The organism is Photorhabdus tasmaniensis, assembly GCF_011189505.1.
Lineage (GTDB): Bacteria > Pseudomonadota > Gammaproteobacteria > Enterobacterales > Enterobacteriaceae > Photorhabdus > Photorhabdus tasmaniensis.
Map to the genome: position 1 here is coordinate 1 of NZ_PUJU01000016.1, position 13,962 is coordinate 13,962.

12 protein-coding genes are annotated in these 13,962 nt (G+C 45.4%); 4 read left to right on the forward strand and 8 right to left on the reverse strand.

Going from position 1 to position 13,962, the window contains the following annotated elements:
• The 3 genes from C5471_RS09425 to C5471_RS09435 form a co-directional block, all read right to left on the reverse strand.
• Nucleotides 1-3,371 (reverse strand): PAAR domain-containing protein (locus tag C5471_RS09425; protein ID WP_166295826.1); only part of this gene is annotated, 3,371 nt, incomplete at its 3' end.
• A gap of 505 nt (nt 3,372-3,876) precedes the next feature.
• Nucleotides 3,877-4,077, reverse strand: coding sequence for a hypothetical protein (locus C5471_RS09430; protein ID WP_133814505.1), 201 nt, complete (start codon nt 4,075-4,077; stop codon nt 3,877-3,879).
• A gap of 548 nt (nt 4,078-4,625) precedes the next feature.
• On the reverse strand, nt 4,626-4,940 hold the full coding sequence (locus C5471_RS09435; RefSeq protein ID WP_133814506.1) for a Cro/Cl family transcriptional regulator: 315 nt from the start codon (nt 4,938-4,940) through the stop codon (nt 4,626-4,628).
• A 730-nt stretch (nt 4,941-5,670) separates the two neighbouring features.
• Between C5471_RS09435 and C5471_RS09440 the strand changes: the two genes are divergently transcribed.
• Nucleotides 5,671-6,492: a hypothetical protein gene (locus tag C5471_RS09440; protein ID WP_133814507.1), complete on the forward strand. Its 822-nt coding sequence runs from the start codon at nt 5,671-5,673 to the stop codon at nt 6,490-6,492.
• 107 nt (nt 6,493-6,599) lie between these two features.
• Here the strand turns inward: C5471_RS09440 and C5471_RS09445 are convergent, their stop codons facing one another.
• The 3 genes from C5471_RS09445 to C5471_RS09455 form a co-directional block, all read right to left on the reverse strand.
• Complete coding sequence (locus C5471_RS09445) at nt 6,600-7,898, reverse strand: HAAAP family serine/threonine permease (protein WP_133814508.1); 1,299 nt, start codon at nt 7,896-7,898, stop codon at nt 6,600-6,602.
• Nucleotides 7,899-8,853: 955 nt separating this feature from the next.
• On the reverse strand, nt 8,854-9,450 hold the full coding sequence (gene ybjG, locus C5471_RS09450; RefSeq protein ID WP_133814707.1) for an undecaprenyl-diphosphate phosphatase: 597 nt from the start codon (nt 9,448-9,450) through the stop codon (nt 8,854-8,856).
• Between the two features lie 567 nt (nt 9,451-10,017).
• Nucleotides 10,018-10,278: a GrxA family glutaredoxin gene (locus C5471_RS09455; RefSeq protein ID WP_133814509.1), complete on the reverse strand. Its 261-nt coding sequence runs from the start codon at nt 10,276-10,278 to the stop codon at nt 10,018-10,020.
• Between the two features lie 179 nt (nt 10,279-10,457).
• Here C5471_RS09455 and C5471_RS09460 point away from each other — a divergent pair, with 179 nt between their 5' ends.
• From C5471_RS09460 to rlmC, 3 genes are all read left to right on the forward strand, one after another.
• Nucleotides 10,458-10,766 carry a YbjC family protein gene (locus C5471_RS09460; protein ID WP_133814510.1) on the forward strand — a complete coding sequence of 103 codons (309 nt, stop codon included), beginning with the start codon at nt 10,458-10,460 and terminating at the stop codon, nt 10,764-10,766.
• A gap of 85 nt (nt 10,767-10,851) precedes the next feature.
• Nucleotides 10,852-11,364: a type III secretion system chaperone family protein gene (locus C5471_RS09465; RefSeq protein WP_133814511.1), complete on the forward strand. Its 513-nt coding sequence runs from the start codon at nt 10,852-10,854 to the stop codon at nt 11,362-11,364.
• Nucleotides 11,365-11,388: 24 nt separating this feature from the next.
• The gene (rlmC, locus tag C5471_RS09470; protein ID WP_133814512.1) at nt 11,389-12,522 is read left to right on the forward strand and encodes a 23S rRNA (uracil(747)-C(5))-methyltransferase RlmC; all 1,134 of its coding nucleotides are present in this window, start codon (nt 11,389-11,391) and stop codon (nt 12,520-12,522) included.
• A gap of 48 nt (nt 12,523-12,570) precedes the next feature.
• Here the strand turns inward: rlmC and artM are convergent, their stop codons facing one another.
• Nucleotides 12,571-13,239 carry an arginine ABC transporter permease ArtM gene (gene artM, locus C5471_RS09475; protein ID WP_133814513.1) on the reverse strand — a complete coding sequence of 223 codons (669 nt, stop codon included), beginning with the start codon at nt 13,237-13,239 and terminating at the stop codon, nt 12,571-12,573.
• A complete protein-coding gene (gene artQ, locus C5471_RS09480; RefSeq protein ID WP_133814514.1) occupies nt 13,239-13,955 on the reverse strand; it encodes an arginine ABC transporter permease ArtQ in 717 nt (238 codons plus the stop codon). The genes artM and artQ overlap by 1 nt, the downstream gene beginning before the upstream one ends.
• Nucleotides 13,956-13,962: the final 7 nt, after the last annotated feature.

The window sequence follows — 13,962 nt, forward strand, 5'->3', positions numbered from 1 at the left end:
GCTAAAAATTGTTTCTCTTTCATGCGACCAGCCAGGTCGTAGACAAACCGGTGTGAGCCAACCCAGTTCAGGCGGTGACCTTCCTGATAGAGGGTTTCCCCCATTATCTCCTGCACCCCGTCGAACCGCCGGGCAGGGTAGCCCGTGGCATCATACTGATAATGTTCGCGCAGGTTCCCTTCGTCACTGACCGAGACCACCTGGCCGTTGCCGTTAAGGCAATAGTGCCGCTGCTGCCTGTCATCGTGGACGGCGGCCAGGTTCAGCCCGGTATCATAGTCATACCGGCGGGCCAGGCTGGCATAGGCCGGTTCGCCAATGTCTTCCAGTTCAGCCGGGCGAAAGATGTGCGGGTTACGGCCCGCCCGTTGTGCCGTCAGTAACCCCATCAGGTTATACTGCTGGCGCACAATGAAGCCGCTTTCGGTGTAACGACCCGTGTCCCGTCCCGCTTCATCGCGTTCTACCGTCAGGGGCAGCAGGCTGTCCAGCGTCAGGCCGGTCAGCTCCCCGGCCCGGTTAACCTGTATCTGGCTTTGCCAGTGTTCCCGGTGGGTCTGGCCGGTAAATCGTGACGGCCCGGCCGGCGGGGCTGTTTCCCCGGTGAACAGCTGCCGCTCAAGGGTGCGGTTATCCGGGTAGTGACGCTGAATTTCCCCGTGCGGCTGGATTTCCCGGACTATCCGGTCCTGGTCATCATATTCAAACGACAGGGTGTTGTCCGGTGATTCAACTGTCAGCAGCCGTCCCACAATATCGTAATGATAATGCGTGGTGCCTTCCGGGGTATGCAGGGTCGTGAGGCGCTGCGCCACATCATAGTTATAGCGGGTAACCGTGTCTTCTCCGTCCCGTTTTTCAATGCAGTTACCCGATAAGTCATAACGGTAGTGCCAGCGGGTGCCGGCATAATCCTGTTCAGTGACCACCCGGCCCTCAGCATCGAGAAGGTAGGTGTAGCTTTCCCCCTGTGGGTTTATCACCTGAGTCAGTTGCAGCGTATCCGCATCGTAGCGATACTGCCAGCGGTGCCCCTCACCATCAACCCGCGCTACCGGCAGGTCAAACGGGCCGTATTCCACCTGCCAGGCCACTCCGCGCGCATCCGTCCAGCAGGTCAGGTTCCCGTGGCGGTCATGGTGAAAATGCTCCAGATGGTTGTCCGGCCGGTCGCTGACCGCCACCCGGTGATGCCGGTCGTAACGCCAGCGCCACAGCGCGCCGGCAGCGGTCAGGCTGCGCAGCCGGTCCTGGCTGTCATAGCCGAGGCTGACGGTGCGGTGCTCCTCATCAAACAGTCTCACCAGCCGCTGATGGCTATCATATTCCTGAGTGCGGCGGTTCCCGTCAGTGTCTTCTTCTGCGGTCACCAGCCCAAAGGCATTGCGGGTCAGGGTGGTTTTCCGGCCGTCCGGGGCAATAAATCCCGAGGGCTGGCCCTGTTCATCATACAGTTGCAGCCAGGTGCGGTGCAGCGGGTCAGTCATGCTGGTCAGTTGCAGGGTGTCCGCATCATAGCTGTATTGCCAGACTGCCCCGGTCGCATCCGTCAGTGATGTCACCCGACCGGTATCGGCCAGATAGGTCAGGGCCAGGGTTTCGCCCATCGGCAATGTCTGCTGGACCAGATTGCCCCAGTTATCGTAGTCATTGCGGGTCACGCTGCCGCCGGGCGTGTGGATTTCAGTGACCAGCAGCTGGTCGTTGTAATGCCAGGTGGTGGTGTGCCCCTGTGGGGTGGTAGAGCGGGTGATGCCGGGAGCATAGTCCAGGTGGACCGGGTAGAAGCCGCCGGTGCCCACACTGTCGGTACAGCGCCCCTGTTTATCGTAGCGGTAATCCACCCCGGTCTGGTCACCGTCAGACCAGCGGCTTATCAGGCCCTGCGCGTTATATTCATAATACAGGTGAAAGTGTTGGGTGCTGTCCGCTTCGGCCAGCCAGCCATTGTCATGGTAGTGATAGCGGGCCATCACTTCCTGTAACCCTTCATCGGTTCGCAGGATATCGGTGAGCTGGCCCCGCAGGTTATAACGCAGTGTCAGGACCGGTCCGTCACTGTGAATAACCTGAGTCAGCTGATAGCGCTCGTTATAGATAAACCGCAGCCGGTTGTCATAGCAGTCCCGGTGTTCGGTCAGCTGCCAGCGTTGGGGCGCATCGGCGGCAACCGGAACGGGCAGGGCAAAATACTTGCATACCGGTGAGTCACGGTGGCGCAGGATATAGCCCTGTTTGCCCCGGCTCAGGGTAAAATCCGGGTGGTCGGGGTTGATACTGTGGGTACAGGCGGCCGGTAAGGCAAAGTAGAGTGACGCCCCTTCGGGAGTGCTGATTTCCACCCGGTCGCCGGTAACCCGGGCGCATTGGGAGAAGCTGTCGGTCCAGCCCGGCCCCAGCAGGCCCTGTTCCCCGGGAGCCCAGCTGCGTAAAAACACCAGCGGCAGGGTCTGGCCAAGGGTGATATCGGTGCGCTGGTCGAAGAGCTGGCCGGTGGTGACGTCAATCGGGTCGCCGGTGAAGAATTTTTTGGTGCTGTCCCGGTAACGTCTCACTCCCTGAGTTTCTTTAAAGGCGGTTTTGGCACAGCAGAAGGTTTTACCCGAGACGATTTTCCCGACGTGCCGGGCCCCGGCCTTTGCCCCATTGAGCACGGCCTGCCGGCCAGTTTTCGTGAACAGTTTACCCAGGCCCTTAATCGCCCCCCGGGAGGGCGGCACCAGAAATTCCACCGCCATCAGAATCGCCCGCTGCCAGGCGGAGAACTCTTCGGCAACGGCCAGGTAGGTGCCCTGACCGGAGCCGATAAACACGGTTTTGGCCCCGGCTTTGATGGTGGCACCGCAGACCAGTTTGTCATCCACCCGGGCTGCCGGGAAGCCATTGATGAACACGGTTTCACTGCCCTGAGCAATCAGGGGCGGAGCCGGGTGTTTATTGCAGCCTGCGGTATCGACGGTGGCCCGTGCCGCAGCTTTACCTTCAATAAACACATTGGGGGAGCCGGTCAGCAGTGCGCCACTGGGCGGGCCGATACTGTCCACCATTTTGGTCACCGCCGAACTGGCGGCGCTGATGACATCGCCCAGCGCAAAGGTCGCCGCGCTGCCCAGTGCAATGATGGCAACGGTGGCTAATCCGCCGGTGAGGAGGGTCAGGCCCACCAGTGCCGAGGCGGCGGCAAACACCGCCGCACCTATCAGCGCCCCGGTAATGGCTCCGGCCAGAGCACCGAGGAAGCTGGCATGTTTAATCGGGTCGCCTTCTCGGGCCGCTGCCGGGCCGGGAGCGCCCGATGGGGGCGCAACCGGGGCGGCATGTAACGCCCCGACTCGGGCAATCCGGGCGACAATCTCATCACCAAGTGACATATTTCACCCCCTGTCAACTCATCCGGCGGCCTGGAAGCTGTCGATAACCGCCAGTAACGCTTCGCGCTGGCCGGTCGGCAATGTGTTTGGCACTCGATGGCCTGGGTTGATTTTTCTGGAATGACATCACGCCTCCTTAAATTATTCATGAGGATATTCAACGCACAGACCCTCGGTCCGGCGGTTTTTTGCGTGTAGTCAGCAAATAATCAAGGGGTCAAAGGGACCGCCCTGAAGAAAAGCATTAAGGCAATGAGGTTGCTAGCAGTCTGTTGCTGATAGTCTTGTTGATAACCGTCATTGAGCAATCAAGCAGGTAATCTGGGCTGTTATGCCATGGGTTACCTCAGAGAGTAAAGACAAAGAATGAATAGTTTTGCCTATATAATATCTGAGCGAAGAAATATAACAAAAAATGTACGGTGTCGCGGCTATTTGATTGGTTAATATCCGATTAATTTTAAAAATGTGATGTAGATCACGAATTTTTTGTGAGGTGCGGTTGTCACGCAGTTAGCGCTTCAAGCCTAACAGGCGAGAGTGGGATGGTATTGCCCAATGTTGCATTAGTGTTGCCATGTATCTGTTTGAGTTTTTCCTTGTTCATCCAGTAAGCCATCAGGCAATTTGAAACTGGCGTGAGGATCCAATGTGTCGTTTTACCGCCACGGTACTGGGTTAATTTATTGATTAAATAAGATTTCAAAAGAGTAGATCACTGGAGGGAACTCAGTCCGATTTTGACGATCTGATTAATCGTCACAAATCACCAAACGACCAGCGTTATGCCTATCATCGCATCGATACTCTGAAATGAACGACGTGACACGGAACCACTGTTGTCAATTTATGTGGCAATGGCTTCAACATGTAAAGGTATTCATGGAAGCAGTATCATGACAACAGCAAAAATCGGGAAGGGTAAAAATGGGTGTATCACTATTATGAAAACCTATTTATATAGTCAGGTGAATTGATTTTAATCTTTTGATAAATTTATTTTTATGAATTTATATTTCGCTATTAGATGGTGTTGAATATAATAATGGCAGGCAGAACGTTAATATTACGTTCTGCCTTAAGTTTGATAGAATGCGTCTTTGTAAAATCGGTATCATTCTACCTGAAAAATGTTGTGCTAAATATCCTATTGCAGCAGTATTGTATTTTGCAATTCATTAAATCGTTTTAATCAGATCGATTTTATATTAGGAATTATTATTTAGCCCAAACATTTAACAACAAGCAATTATTTTACATAGAGATTTCTACGCAATTAATATAATCGCAGCCGAGAGGTCCGACTTTTCCTACCGTTCCTATCTTCACATCTTTCTTAGCACAAAGAGCTTCCATAAGAACCTTATAAATAGCCATGCCTCTATTATCCATAAGATTCCACTTCAACAGCATTTCTTCAGATACGCCATCAAGGAGTAATACCGTCACCATAACTTGCATAGCTTTGTCAGGCATAACCTTCATGCCAATGATTTTACAGCTACGTAAGAGTACATCGTCTACTAGGTCTTTATCTTTCATTAAAGAAGGATGCATGTCGTTAATCATAATGTAAACTCCAAAATATAATTTAATTAATAAATTAACTTATATTTTCCCAAGGTAAAGAATGTAAAACCATTCTCTTGAGGAATATAAGGTGGTTGGTACTTCTACTATAAAAGCAATCTACATAAGAAATTTTTTTAGTACTAAAAATATAGGGCAGTTAATGGTTTTAATTGGCATATAACATTTTGTCTAACACATATAACTATAGGTGCTATTTAGATGTTGTCAAATAATTTTTGAAAAATAATGTAATCATCTGATATATAGAATTATCTTGTTAAAAGAATATAAGGTATATTGTCAATGTGATGAATATAAAATAATTGTAACTTTATAAAATGTATATAATTGGGTGAAATTAAAATATTATTGGTAATGTGTTTATTTGAAATGATTGATTTTTTAATTAAAGAAATAGGTTGTATTTTTAATTATTGTAAATAAATATGGTTATTTTATTTGTTTGAAATTTATATGAATATCAATGTAAATGAAGTGTTTTATATGTTTTTTACAAAAAATCTTTTCCTTTGTGAATTGTTCGTCTATTCTTTAAAAAAATCATTAACGTATAAGATAGAGATATGATTAACTATTTCAATATTAAGGTTAAATGATATCGGGTGATTTTTATATTTATCAAATAATTAATATGCGTAAAAAGGAAATAATTATCGTTTTTTAATGGGCGTATGTGCCCACTATTTTGTGATGAAAAGGTGGTTATATGTCATATCTTGATCCGATGGAGCTTTCCATCCGTTTCGGAAATCGCAATAATTTAGGCGCTGATAAGCGATGGACAGATAAACCCGATCCTCTCCGTACTCTTAATCAAGAGCAATTTACTTACATTTATGAGGATAGTCTGCATTTTCTTTACGGTCGATATAGATTCAACTCAAGTAATGGACACGATAATATCTTGACGGATATGCAGGTGTCGAAAATCAAGACGGGAAAATATATTGATCAGTATGGTCACAATGAACAGTATGAGGTTCTTGGTCTCCTTGGTGGCATGGGAACGTTTCCTTTGCATTCAATATTCGGTACGTTCAGAACAGAAGAAATAGATCTGGTTAGTTACTATTTTTATATAGCCTATGTATTAACGGGAAGTTATTCAGTTCAAAATCGTTATTTTTACCAAGGTTATCCAATGGGGCCCAATAAAGATGAGGGGTTGGATTATCTTCTTTCATGGAATGCGGTTGACATCATTCCACCACCGCATAAACCGGGTTTACCACGATATTTCCCTTTGATTAATGGTTATATGCTCTTTCCGTCAGCGACTGAGGCCGTGGTTATCTCGAATATTCCCACTGATGCCAAGTTTATCCGCTTAGAGGAAGCCGGGAATAGATTTCCTTTTACTGGAGAAGTCGCCACCAGGACGCCTTATATCTTAACAGATAAGTTGCGGCAACAATGGGAAGAGGAGGAACAGCAGGGGGTACCGATAGAGGAGCGTGGACATTTCGACGAAGACGACCTGTGGCAATATGACGAGCAGCAAGGGGATTGGGTGAAGTGGGCAGTGTAGTTTAAATTTTTCTGCTTACTGACTCAGGTGTTTTGATATTGAGAATCAGCAGGCTGATATCGTTATTCGGTTGCTGCCCATAGAAGAAGGCAGCAACCGGGCGTTGATTATGCAAATAGCGAGTAAAGGACAGCGGAGATAGCAATCAGCCCCATGAAGCCGACAAATACGTTACTCAGTTTGCCACTATATTTGCGCATGGCAGGGACTTTACGGATTGCATACATTGGCATAATGAACAGCAGCATTGCGATAACCGGACCACCCAATCTTTCGATCATTTCCAGGATACTCGGGTTCAGGGTAGCGACTATCCATGTGGTCACTAACATGAAAATGGATGTGATACGATTCAGCTTTTTAGGCGCAATGGTTTTGCCCTGGTCGCGCAGTGTCTTAACAACCATACCGTTAAAACCTTCACGAGCTCCCAGATAATGACCAAGGAAAGACTTGGTAATTGCGATAAATGCAATAAACGGAGCAATGTAGGCAATCACTGGTGTATTAAAGTGGTTAGCCAGATAAGACAGAATAGAAATATTTTGTGCTTTGGCTTCTGCTAGGTTCTCTGAGGACAGGCTCAATACACAACTGAACACGAAGAACATGACGGTTATAACCATCATGATGTGAGCGTATGACAGAATGCGTGAGCATTTTTTCTCAGCGTCTTGGCCATACTCTTTACGTTTTGCTACCGCGAATGCTGAGATGATTGGTGAGTGGTTGAAGGAGAATACCATGACTGGGATTGCCAGCCACAGGGTAACCAGCAGTCCATGGCTTGCACCTGCAGCAGAAATGGTGATGTTTTCGAAGATGGCGGTGTTCCAGTTAGGGATCAGGTAAAACGCCAGTAGCATCAAAACTGCAACAAATGGGAATACCAGTACGCTCATTGCCTTAACGATAGCTTGTTCACCGAAACGAACGATGCTCATTATGCCAACAATCAAGATCAGAGCCAAAAGGGCACGAGGTGGAGAGGGCAGATGCAATTGATGAACAATAAAGCTGTCTACGGTGTTGGTAATAGCAACACTGTAAACTAGCAGAATCGGATAGATAGCGAAGAAGTAGAGCAGGGTGATCAGTTTACCTGCCAGGTTGCCAAAGTGCTCTTCTACTACTTCGGTAATATCTTCACCTGGATTCTTACCGGACAGAACGAAACGGCACATTCCGCGGTGAGCAAAGAATGTCATTGGGAAAGCCAGCAGTGTCATCACCAGCAGGGGCAGTAGACCACCAATACCTGCATTGATGGGTAGAAACAGCACACCAGCACCAATCGCGGTACCATATAAGCCAAGCATCCATACTGTATCTGATTTACGCCAGGTTTTATAATCGCTTGGGCTGGTAGCCGAGGAAGCGATCGTACCTGTTTGAGTCATATCCATAGGTATCTCCGAGAATAACGCGGTAAATTAAAAAACAAAATTACAACGCCACATGCATGCAAATGCATGTGGCCTAACTCTTTCTTTATAAATATAAATTCTTTAAATATCTCTGGTTTCTATTTAAACGCTTTTATTATCGCTTTGGTCGAAAATCAGACTTTAAATGAGTAAGCCAAAATTTTCGCTTTACTTTCTCTTTTGAAAGAAAGTCTGGAAATTTTAAAGCCAGACTTTTGATAGCGGCAAGATAGCGATTTTCAGTGAATAGTACCGTGATCATCATCCCAAATGTATAATATATCCCGAAAAGTCATCATGTTACGAGATTTAGTGTAATTGTTACCTGAGTATTACCAATTTTAATAAGGTCAAATTATAACCTTAATTTCTCTATTACTCAACTCTCATTATTCTCTTATGTTTTCGCTATTTCCTTTCTTTTGTTTACATATTAATGAATGGAAACGACAAATAGAAGTAAGAGTTAATAAATTGATAAATATCAATTTGTTACCAGATATGAAAATATATCTATCCTTTACCATGCTCGTATCTTTGTGAAAGATATATATAAAACAAGAATAACAGATTGATAGCATCAATAATATGCATGAAATATGTACTAACCATTCTTTGATCAAATTTTAATAATCTCTTTCGTTATATATTTATTTGCATAGTGATTTGTACAGGTTTTCTTGATTTATGAAAAGAGTTGAGCTGAATTTAAAGGCAAATAAATGTTAAATAGGATGTGGGATATTATCCTATTGTTTAACTAACGTTCATCTTTGCCTGTGAAATTAGTCAGTAATTTCTAATAAAAAGATCTTGATTAAGGCAGAGTTTGCTTATCTGGGATGATTAAGTTGCATGTATATTGTCTGTTAAAAACACTGTGCTGGCATAAATACCCATACTTTTGTGAGTCTGGATTATTGGCAGTGTGTTGCTAGCTTTTTATCCAACCTTTCCGGATAGGAAAAGAGCAGCAGCGCTGATACAGGTTGTGTAATCTTTTTTGCAAATTTTCGCCGAACAGAGTCCATACCATTTGTGTAAAAGCACATCCCATCAAGCTGACGAGAAAGGCCCCAACCATATCCATCGGCCAATGAACGCCTAAATAGACTCTGGACCATGCGATAGCCAATGCGGTTGCCATCAGACATAAGCCAGGTAACATTCTGTACCAGAACAGAAAGGATAAAGCGAAAGTAAAGACTATTGTCCCGTGATCACTTGGGAATGAGGTTGTTGGCGCGTGGGGAAGAAAATTGTAACCAAAACCTTCGGCAAAAGGGCGGTCGTGAGGACAGAGTAAACCGATACACAATGAGGTTAGCATAGCAAAACAGCAAGCCATAGCGGTTTTACTGACGATAATCCGATGACGGGAAAGAGCACGCTCTGAACCCCAAAACCAGAGACTAGCCAATGTCAGAGGGAAAATAAGAACCAGGTATTTCGCAATGAAAATAGCCATTACAATCATGACAGGTGATGATTCAGGCGTAGCATTGAAAAAAGTAAACAGATTATGGTTCATTTGTTCTAACAAATCGGGCCTCACATTATAGTCATTTATTTATGTACATCACGGTAGTTGGACGCAAGAGAGTAAAATTGCTTGGTTTGTGAGTAAAGAATAATTGTCTTAATTATGGGTGTTATTTATTTTTCGTTTATATTTCCATCAAGAAAATATCGGGTAGTCATAATGATGAAAAATGAACAATCTATTGATATATATAATATTATTCTCTGATTTGGCCTTGTGGTAGTACCCATATTTGATAGTTTGAGCATCAGTAGAATCGGTGATGTGTTGTTGAACGTCATATCCTTTAGGCAATTTTTTCAGGCCATAAAAAAACCCGATAGTCTTGAACCAAAATGGATGAACTATCGGGTTCCTCAATATGGGGATATCAAAGAAAAGCAGTGGCATTAAGTCAGACTACGATTTGGCAAGAAAGTTCTTTGTGATTAAGAAAAAAATACAAATTTTTTTCAATTTGATGAAAATAACATTTTTTGCACAAACCAATCTGGTCAACAGTTATAATAATCACCCGCTATTTTTACAGCAACAAAAGTAGAGCGTGAGGTTTGTTTATGGCAACAGTTGGTGTTCTTTTACATACGCTTCGAAATCTGTGCAGCCACCGATATGTTTTTCATCAACGAAAATCTGTGGAACCGTTTCTACAGGCTTGCCAACCGTTTTTTCCAGATCAGCTTTCGTGATGCCTTCTGCGTGAATATCAACATAACGGAAGTCAAAGTCATCACGTTGTTCTTTCAGTCGTTCAGCCAACTCTTTTGCGCGGACACAGTACGGGCAGCCAGGACGGCCGAAAATCACAGTAAACATATAAACTCCTCTTGGTTATCTTATAATTTGCTGTATTGCTCATGTTAATTTATCGCTACTATGCCTGTATCGATCGGCAAAAAAAAGTAGGAATTGCCTTTTGTTTTAATTAATCATATCGATTTTGGCAGCGGGCTTGCGGTAGTATAATGCAAACCATGTTATCAGTGAGGCTGCAAATGCAGAGTCATAAAGACAGTATGAGTTCATTGGCAGATATGCCAAAGCAGGTTATCTTGCTGGAAATTATTGGCATCGGGTGGCTGATACTGGCATATTTGACTATTAATGATATTGTCATATTACCGGATCGGCTAATGACGTCAGAAGCGCATATTGTTATGATTTTCGCTGGTATTGGTTGTTTGGTTCCTGCTGCGGTCAACATTGTCTGGCGTGCGGTATACGGCCTCTCTTTTCTGGGAATCGATGATGAAAAAGAGAGTAAAAATAAGGCAAAAGCGAGCGATAACGGTAAAGAAAAATAATTTATCAGCTATTGGTGATAGCGCGATAAAGAATAATTTCGTAAGCTATAGCGCTTTTTCATTTTCCGTTGTATGAGGTTGTTAGATGGGTTCACTTGTCATTCCTGACTTATCAGTATTGCGTGAGTGGTTGGATCAGCTCAAAATTTCCTACTTTGAGTGCGATTCGTGCCAGGCATTGCATCTACCTCATATGCAGAATATTGATGGTTTATTCGATGCTAAAATTGATCTGTTGGACAATGTAATTTTGTTCTCTGCTTTGGCTGAGGTGAAGCCAACAGCCATTATTCCTCTGATGGCTAATTTAAGCCAGATTAACTCCAGTTCGCTGATGATTAAGGCTTTTCTTGATATTCAGGATGAAAACTTACCGAAGTTAGTGGTATGTCAATCTTTCCTTGTTTCAGCCGGGCTGACTTTTACCCAATTTTCTCATTTTTTGCAGCAGGGCGAAGAACAGATTGGGAGTGTGATTTTTGAAATTCACAGTAATAACTTGTTGTATATTAGCCGTGATATCGAAATCGAGGGTGATATTGAAGAGGAAGAAGAGTCACAGGCTTCCGTTAAAGCACCGACTTTTACTTTGCACTAATATTTCCAATACGGTCGTTCAACAATGCAATGTACGCAATATTCCGCGGGGCATTGTCACTCCTGTCAGTGGCTCGAGAAACCCTATTTTCAGCAGTTAGAAGATAAGCAGCAGAATTTAAAACAGTTATTATGCCAAACCATCGTGAATCAATGGTTGCTTCCGATTGCCAGTCAACAAAACGCCTTTCGTAATAAAGCTAAAATGGTCGTCAGTGGCAGTGTAGAGCGTCCATTGCTGGGCATGTTGCATCGCGATGGGGTTGCCGTTGATCTGTGTAATTGTCCTCTCTATCCGGCGCATTTTCAGCGTGTATTTGATGTTGTTAAATCTTTCATTGCTTGCGCTGGCTTGACGCCATATAACGTTGCCCGTAAACGGGGTGAGCTGAAATACCTGTTACTGACAGAAAGTCGTCATAGCGGTGAAATGATGCTGCGTTTTGTCCTGCGCTCTGAAACGAAAATTGCTCAACTGGAGCGTGCTTTACCCCGGTTGCGGGAGCAATTGCCACAGCTTACGGTTATCTCTGCCAATATTCAGCCAATCCATATGGCGATCCTGGAAGGCGAAAAGGAGATCCTGTTTACTGAACAAAAAGCACTAAAAGAAGAATTTAATGGCGTTCCTCTTTATATTCGTCCACGCAGTTTTTTCCAGACTAACCCGGAAATTGCTTCTGAGTTGTATGCGACAGCAGGGCGCTGGGTGCGTGAACTGAAAATCAGCAGTATGTGGGATCTGTTTTGTGGCGTTGGTGGTTTTGGCCTTCATTGTGCGGATAAAAATACCCGTTTAACTGGCATTGAAATCAGCCCGGAAGCGATTGATTGTGCCGTTGATTCGGCCAAAACATTGGGTTTGGAAAACATTGAGTTCAAGGCGTTGGATTCAACGCACTTTGCCGTAGCAAAGGATCACATTCCTCAACTGGTTCTGGTCAATCCACCTCGTCGCGGAATGGGTAAAGCGTTGTGTGATTATCTCGCTAGAATGGCACCGGATTATATTCTTTATTCAAGCTGCAATGCTCCGACGATGGCGAAGGATATCACTGCGTTGGTCAAGTACCGTGTGGAAAAAACACAGTTGTTCGATATGTTCCCTCATACTGAGCATTACGAAGTTTTGACGTTATTGGTGTTGAATCAAAACTGAATGATAGATGTGTCTGGGATGGGGTTCCGGCGGGAACGCCCATCCTGTTTAATTACGGTGCTCAAAAGCCAGCGCGCGTCGTTCAATCATCCGCATCAGCAACGTCAGGATACCGTTAACACACAGGTAAATTATACCTGCGGCAACAAAAGCCATCACATCATAATGACGGCCAAACAGAAGCTGACTGTATCCCATCACCTCCAGTAAAGTTATCGTACTTGCAAGAGAAGTACTCTTGAAAATCAATATAACTTCGTTGGAATAGGAAGATAATGCCCGTTTGAAGGCATATGGCAGCAGGATCCGCATGGATTGTGCTTTAGACATTCCCAACGCCTGGCAGGATTGCCACTGGCCCACGGGAATGGCCTTTACTGCGCCATGGAATAGCAGGGTAGAATATGCCGCGCTGTTAAGCGCCAGTGTTACCATTGCACACAGCCAGGGTTGAGACAGTAAATGCCAAAGCCACGGAGACTCTTTTAAAGATGGAAACTGCCCAGGCCCGTAATAAACCAGAAAGAACTGCACCAGCAAAGGGGTACCGGTGAACAGTGTAATGTAGGTTTTTACCAGCTGTGTCAGTACTGGCAATTTGATGGTCAGAACCATAGTGAACAGCACGGACATCATGAAAGCGGTAAAAAGAGCCGCAGCGGTCAGGCTCAGACTGGTTTGCAGCCCTGGCAGAATTTGTTGAATATATTCAAGCATCAGGAAGCACTCCGATCAAAGCGGGTGGTATGCATCTCAATTTTTTTCAGAAGAAACTGACTGATCAGGGTGATAGCCAGATAGATAAGCGCCACAATCATATACCAGGTAAAGGGTTCCTGAGTCCGTATCGCAATACTTTTGGTTTGCAGCATTAAATCATTAACACTGATAAGCGATACCAATGCGGTGTCTTTGAGTAAAACCAGCCATTGGTTACCGAGCCCTGGCAGAGCATGTCGCCACATCTGAGGCATTATCAGGCGGAAAAATATTTCAGTGCGGCCGAGACCTAATGCTTGACCGGCTTCCCATTGGCCGGCAGGAATGGCTTTTATCGCGCCACGAAGTGTCTGGGATGCATAGGCAGAGTAGAGCAGGGAAAGTGCAATGACACCACAAAGGAATGGGCTGACATAAAAATCCTGAATATCTATCTGGATTCTGGGATGCCAGAAGATAAGATAAACCTCAAAGCCATCCGCCAGTGTCATCAGCAGTTGTGATGCGCCGAAGTAGACGAAAAGTACGACTAAAATTTCCGGCAATCCCCGGAATAGGGTGACCCAGCAGGTGCCAAGCAGGGCAACGGGTTTCCAGCGCGCTGATTCCCAGGCAGCAAATAGCATGGCTAAAATAAGACCAAGCACTAATGCAGAAACGGCAAGGCCGACGGTGATGCAGGCGGCGCTTGCTAGAGATTGAAATTCATTCATTGATGTT

Bases quoted from the DNA above. Each gene is read 5' to 3' on its own strand.
- C5471_RS09435 (WP_133814506.1), bottom strand. From the start codon at position 4,940: ATGATTAACGACATGCATCCTTCTTTAATGAAAGATAAAGACCTAGTA.
- C5471_RS09440 (WP_133814507.1), top strand. From the start codon at position 5,671: ATGTCATATCTTGATCCGATGGAGCTTTCCATCCGTTTCGGAAATCGC.
- C5471_RS09445 (WP_133814508.1), bottom strand. From the start codon at position 7,898: ATGGATATGACTCAAACAGGTACGATCGCTTCCTCGGCTACCAGCCCA.
- ybjG (WP_133814707.1), bottom strand. From the start codon at position 9,450: ATGAACCATAATCTGTTTACTTTTTTCAATGCTACGCCTGAATCATCA.
- C5471_RS09455 (WP_133814509.1), bottom strand. From the start codon at position 10,278: ATGTTTACTGTGATTTTCGGCCGTCCTGGCTGCCCGTACTGTGTCCGC.
- C5471_RS09460 (WP_133814510.1), top strand. From the start codon at position 10,458: ATGCAGAGTCATAAAGACAGTATGAGTTCATTGGCAGATATGCCAAAG.
- C5471_RS09465 (WP_133814511.1), top strand. From the start codon at position 10,852: ATGGGTTCACTTGTCATTCCTGACTTATCAGTATTGCGTGAGTGGTTG.
- rlmC (WP_133814512.1), top strand. From the start codon at position 11,389: ATGCAATGTACGCAATATTCCGCGGGGCATTGTCACTCCTGTCAGTGG.
- artM (WP_133814513.1), bottom strand. From the start codon at position 13,239: ATGCTTGAATATATTCAACAAATTCTGCCAGGGCTGCAAACCAGTCTG.
- artQ (WP_133814514.1), bottom strand. From the start codon at position 13,955: ATGAATGAATTTCAATCTCTAGCAAGCGCCGCCTGCATCACCGTCGGC.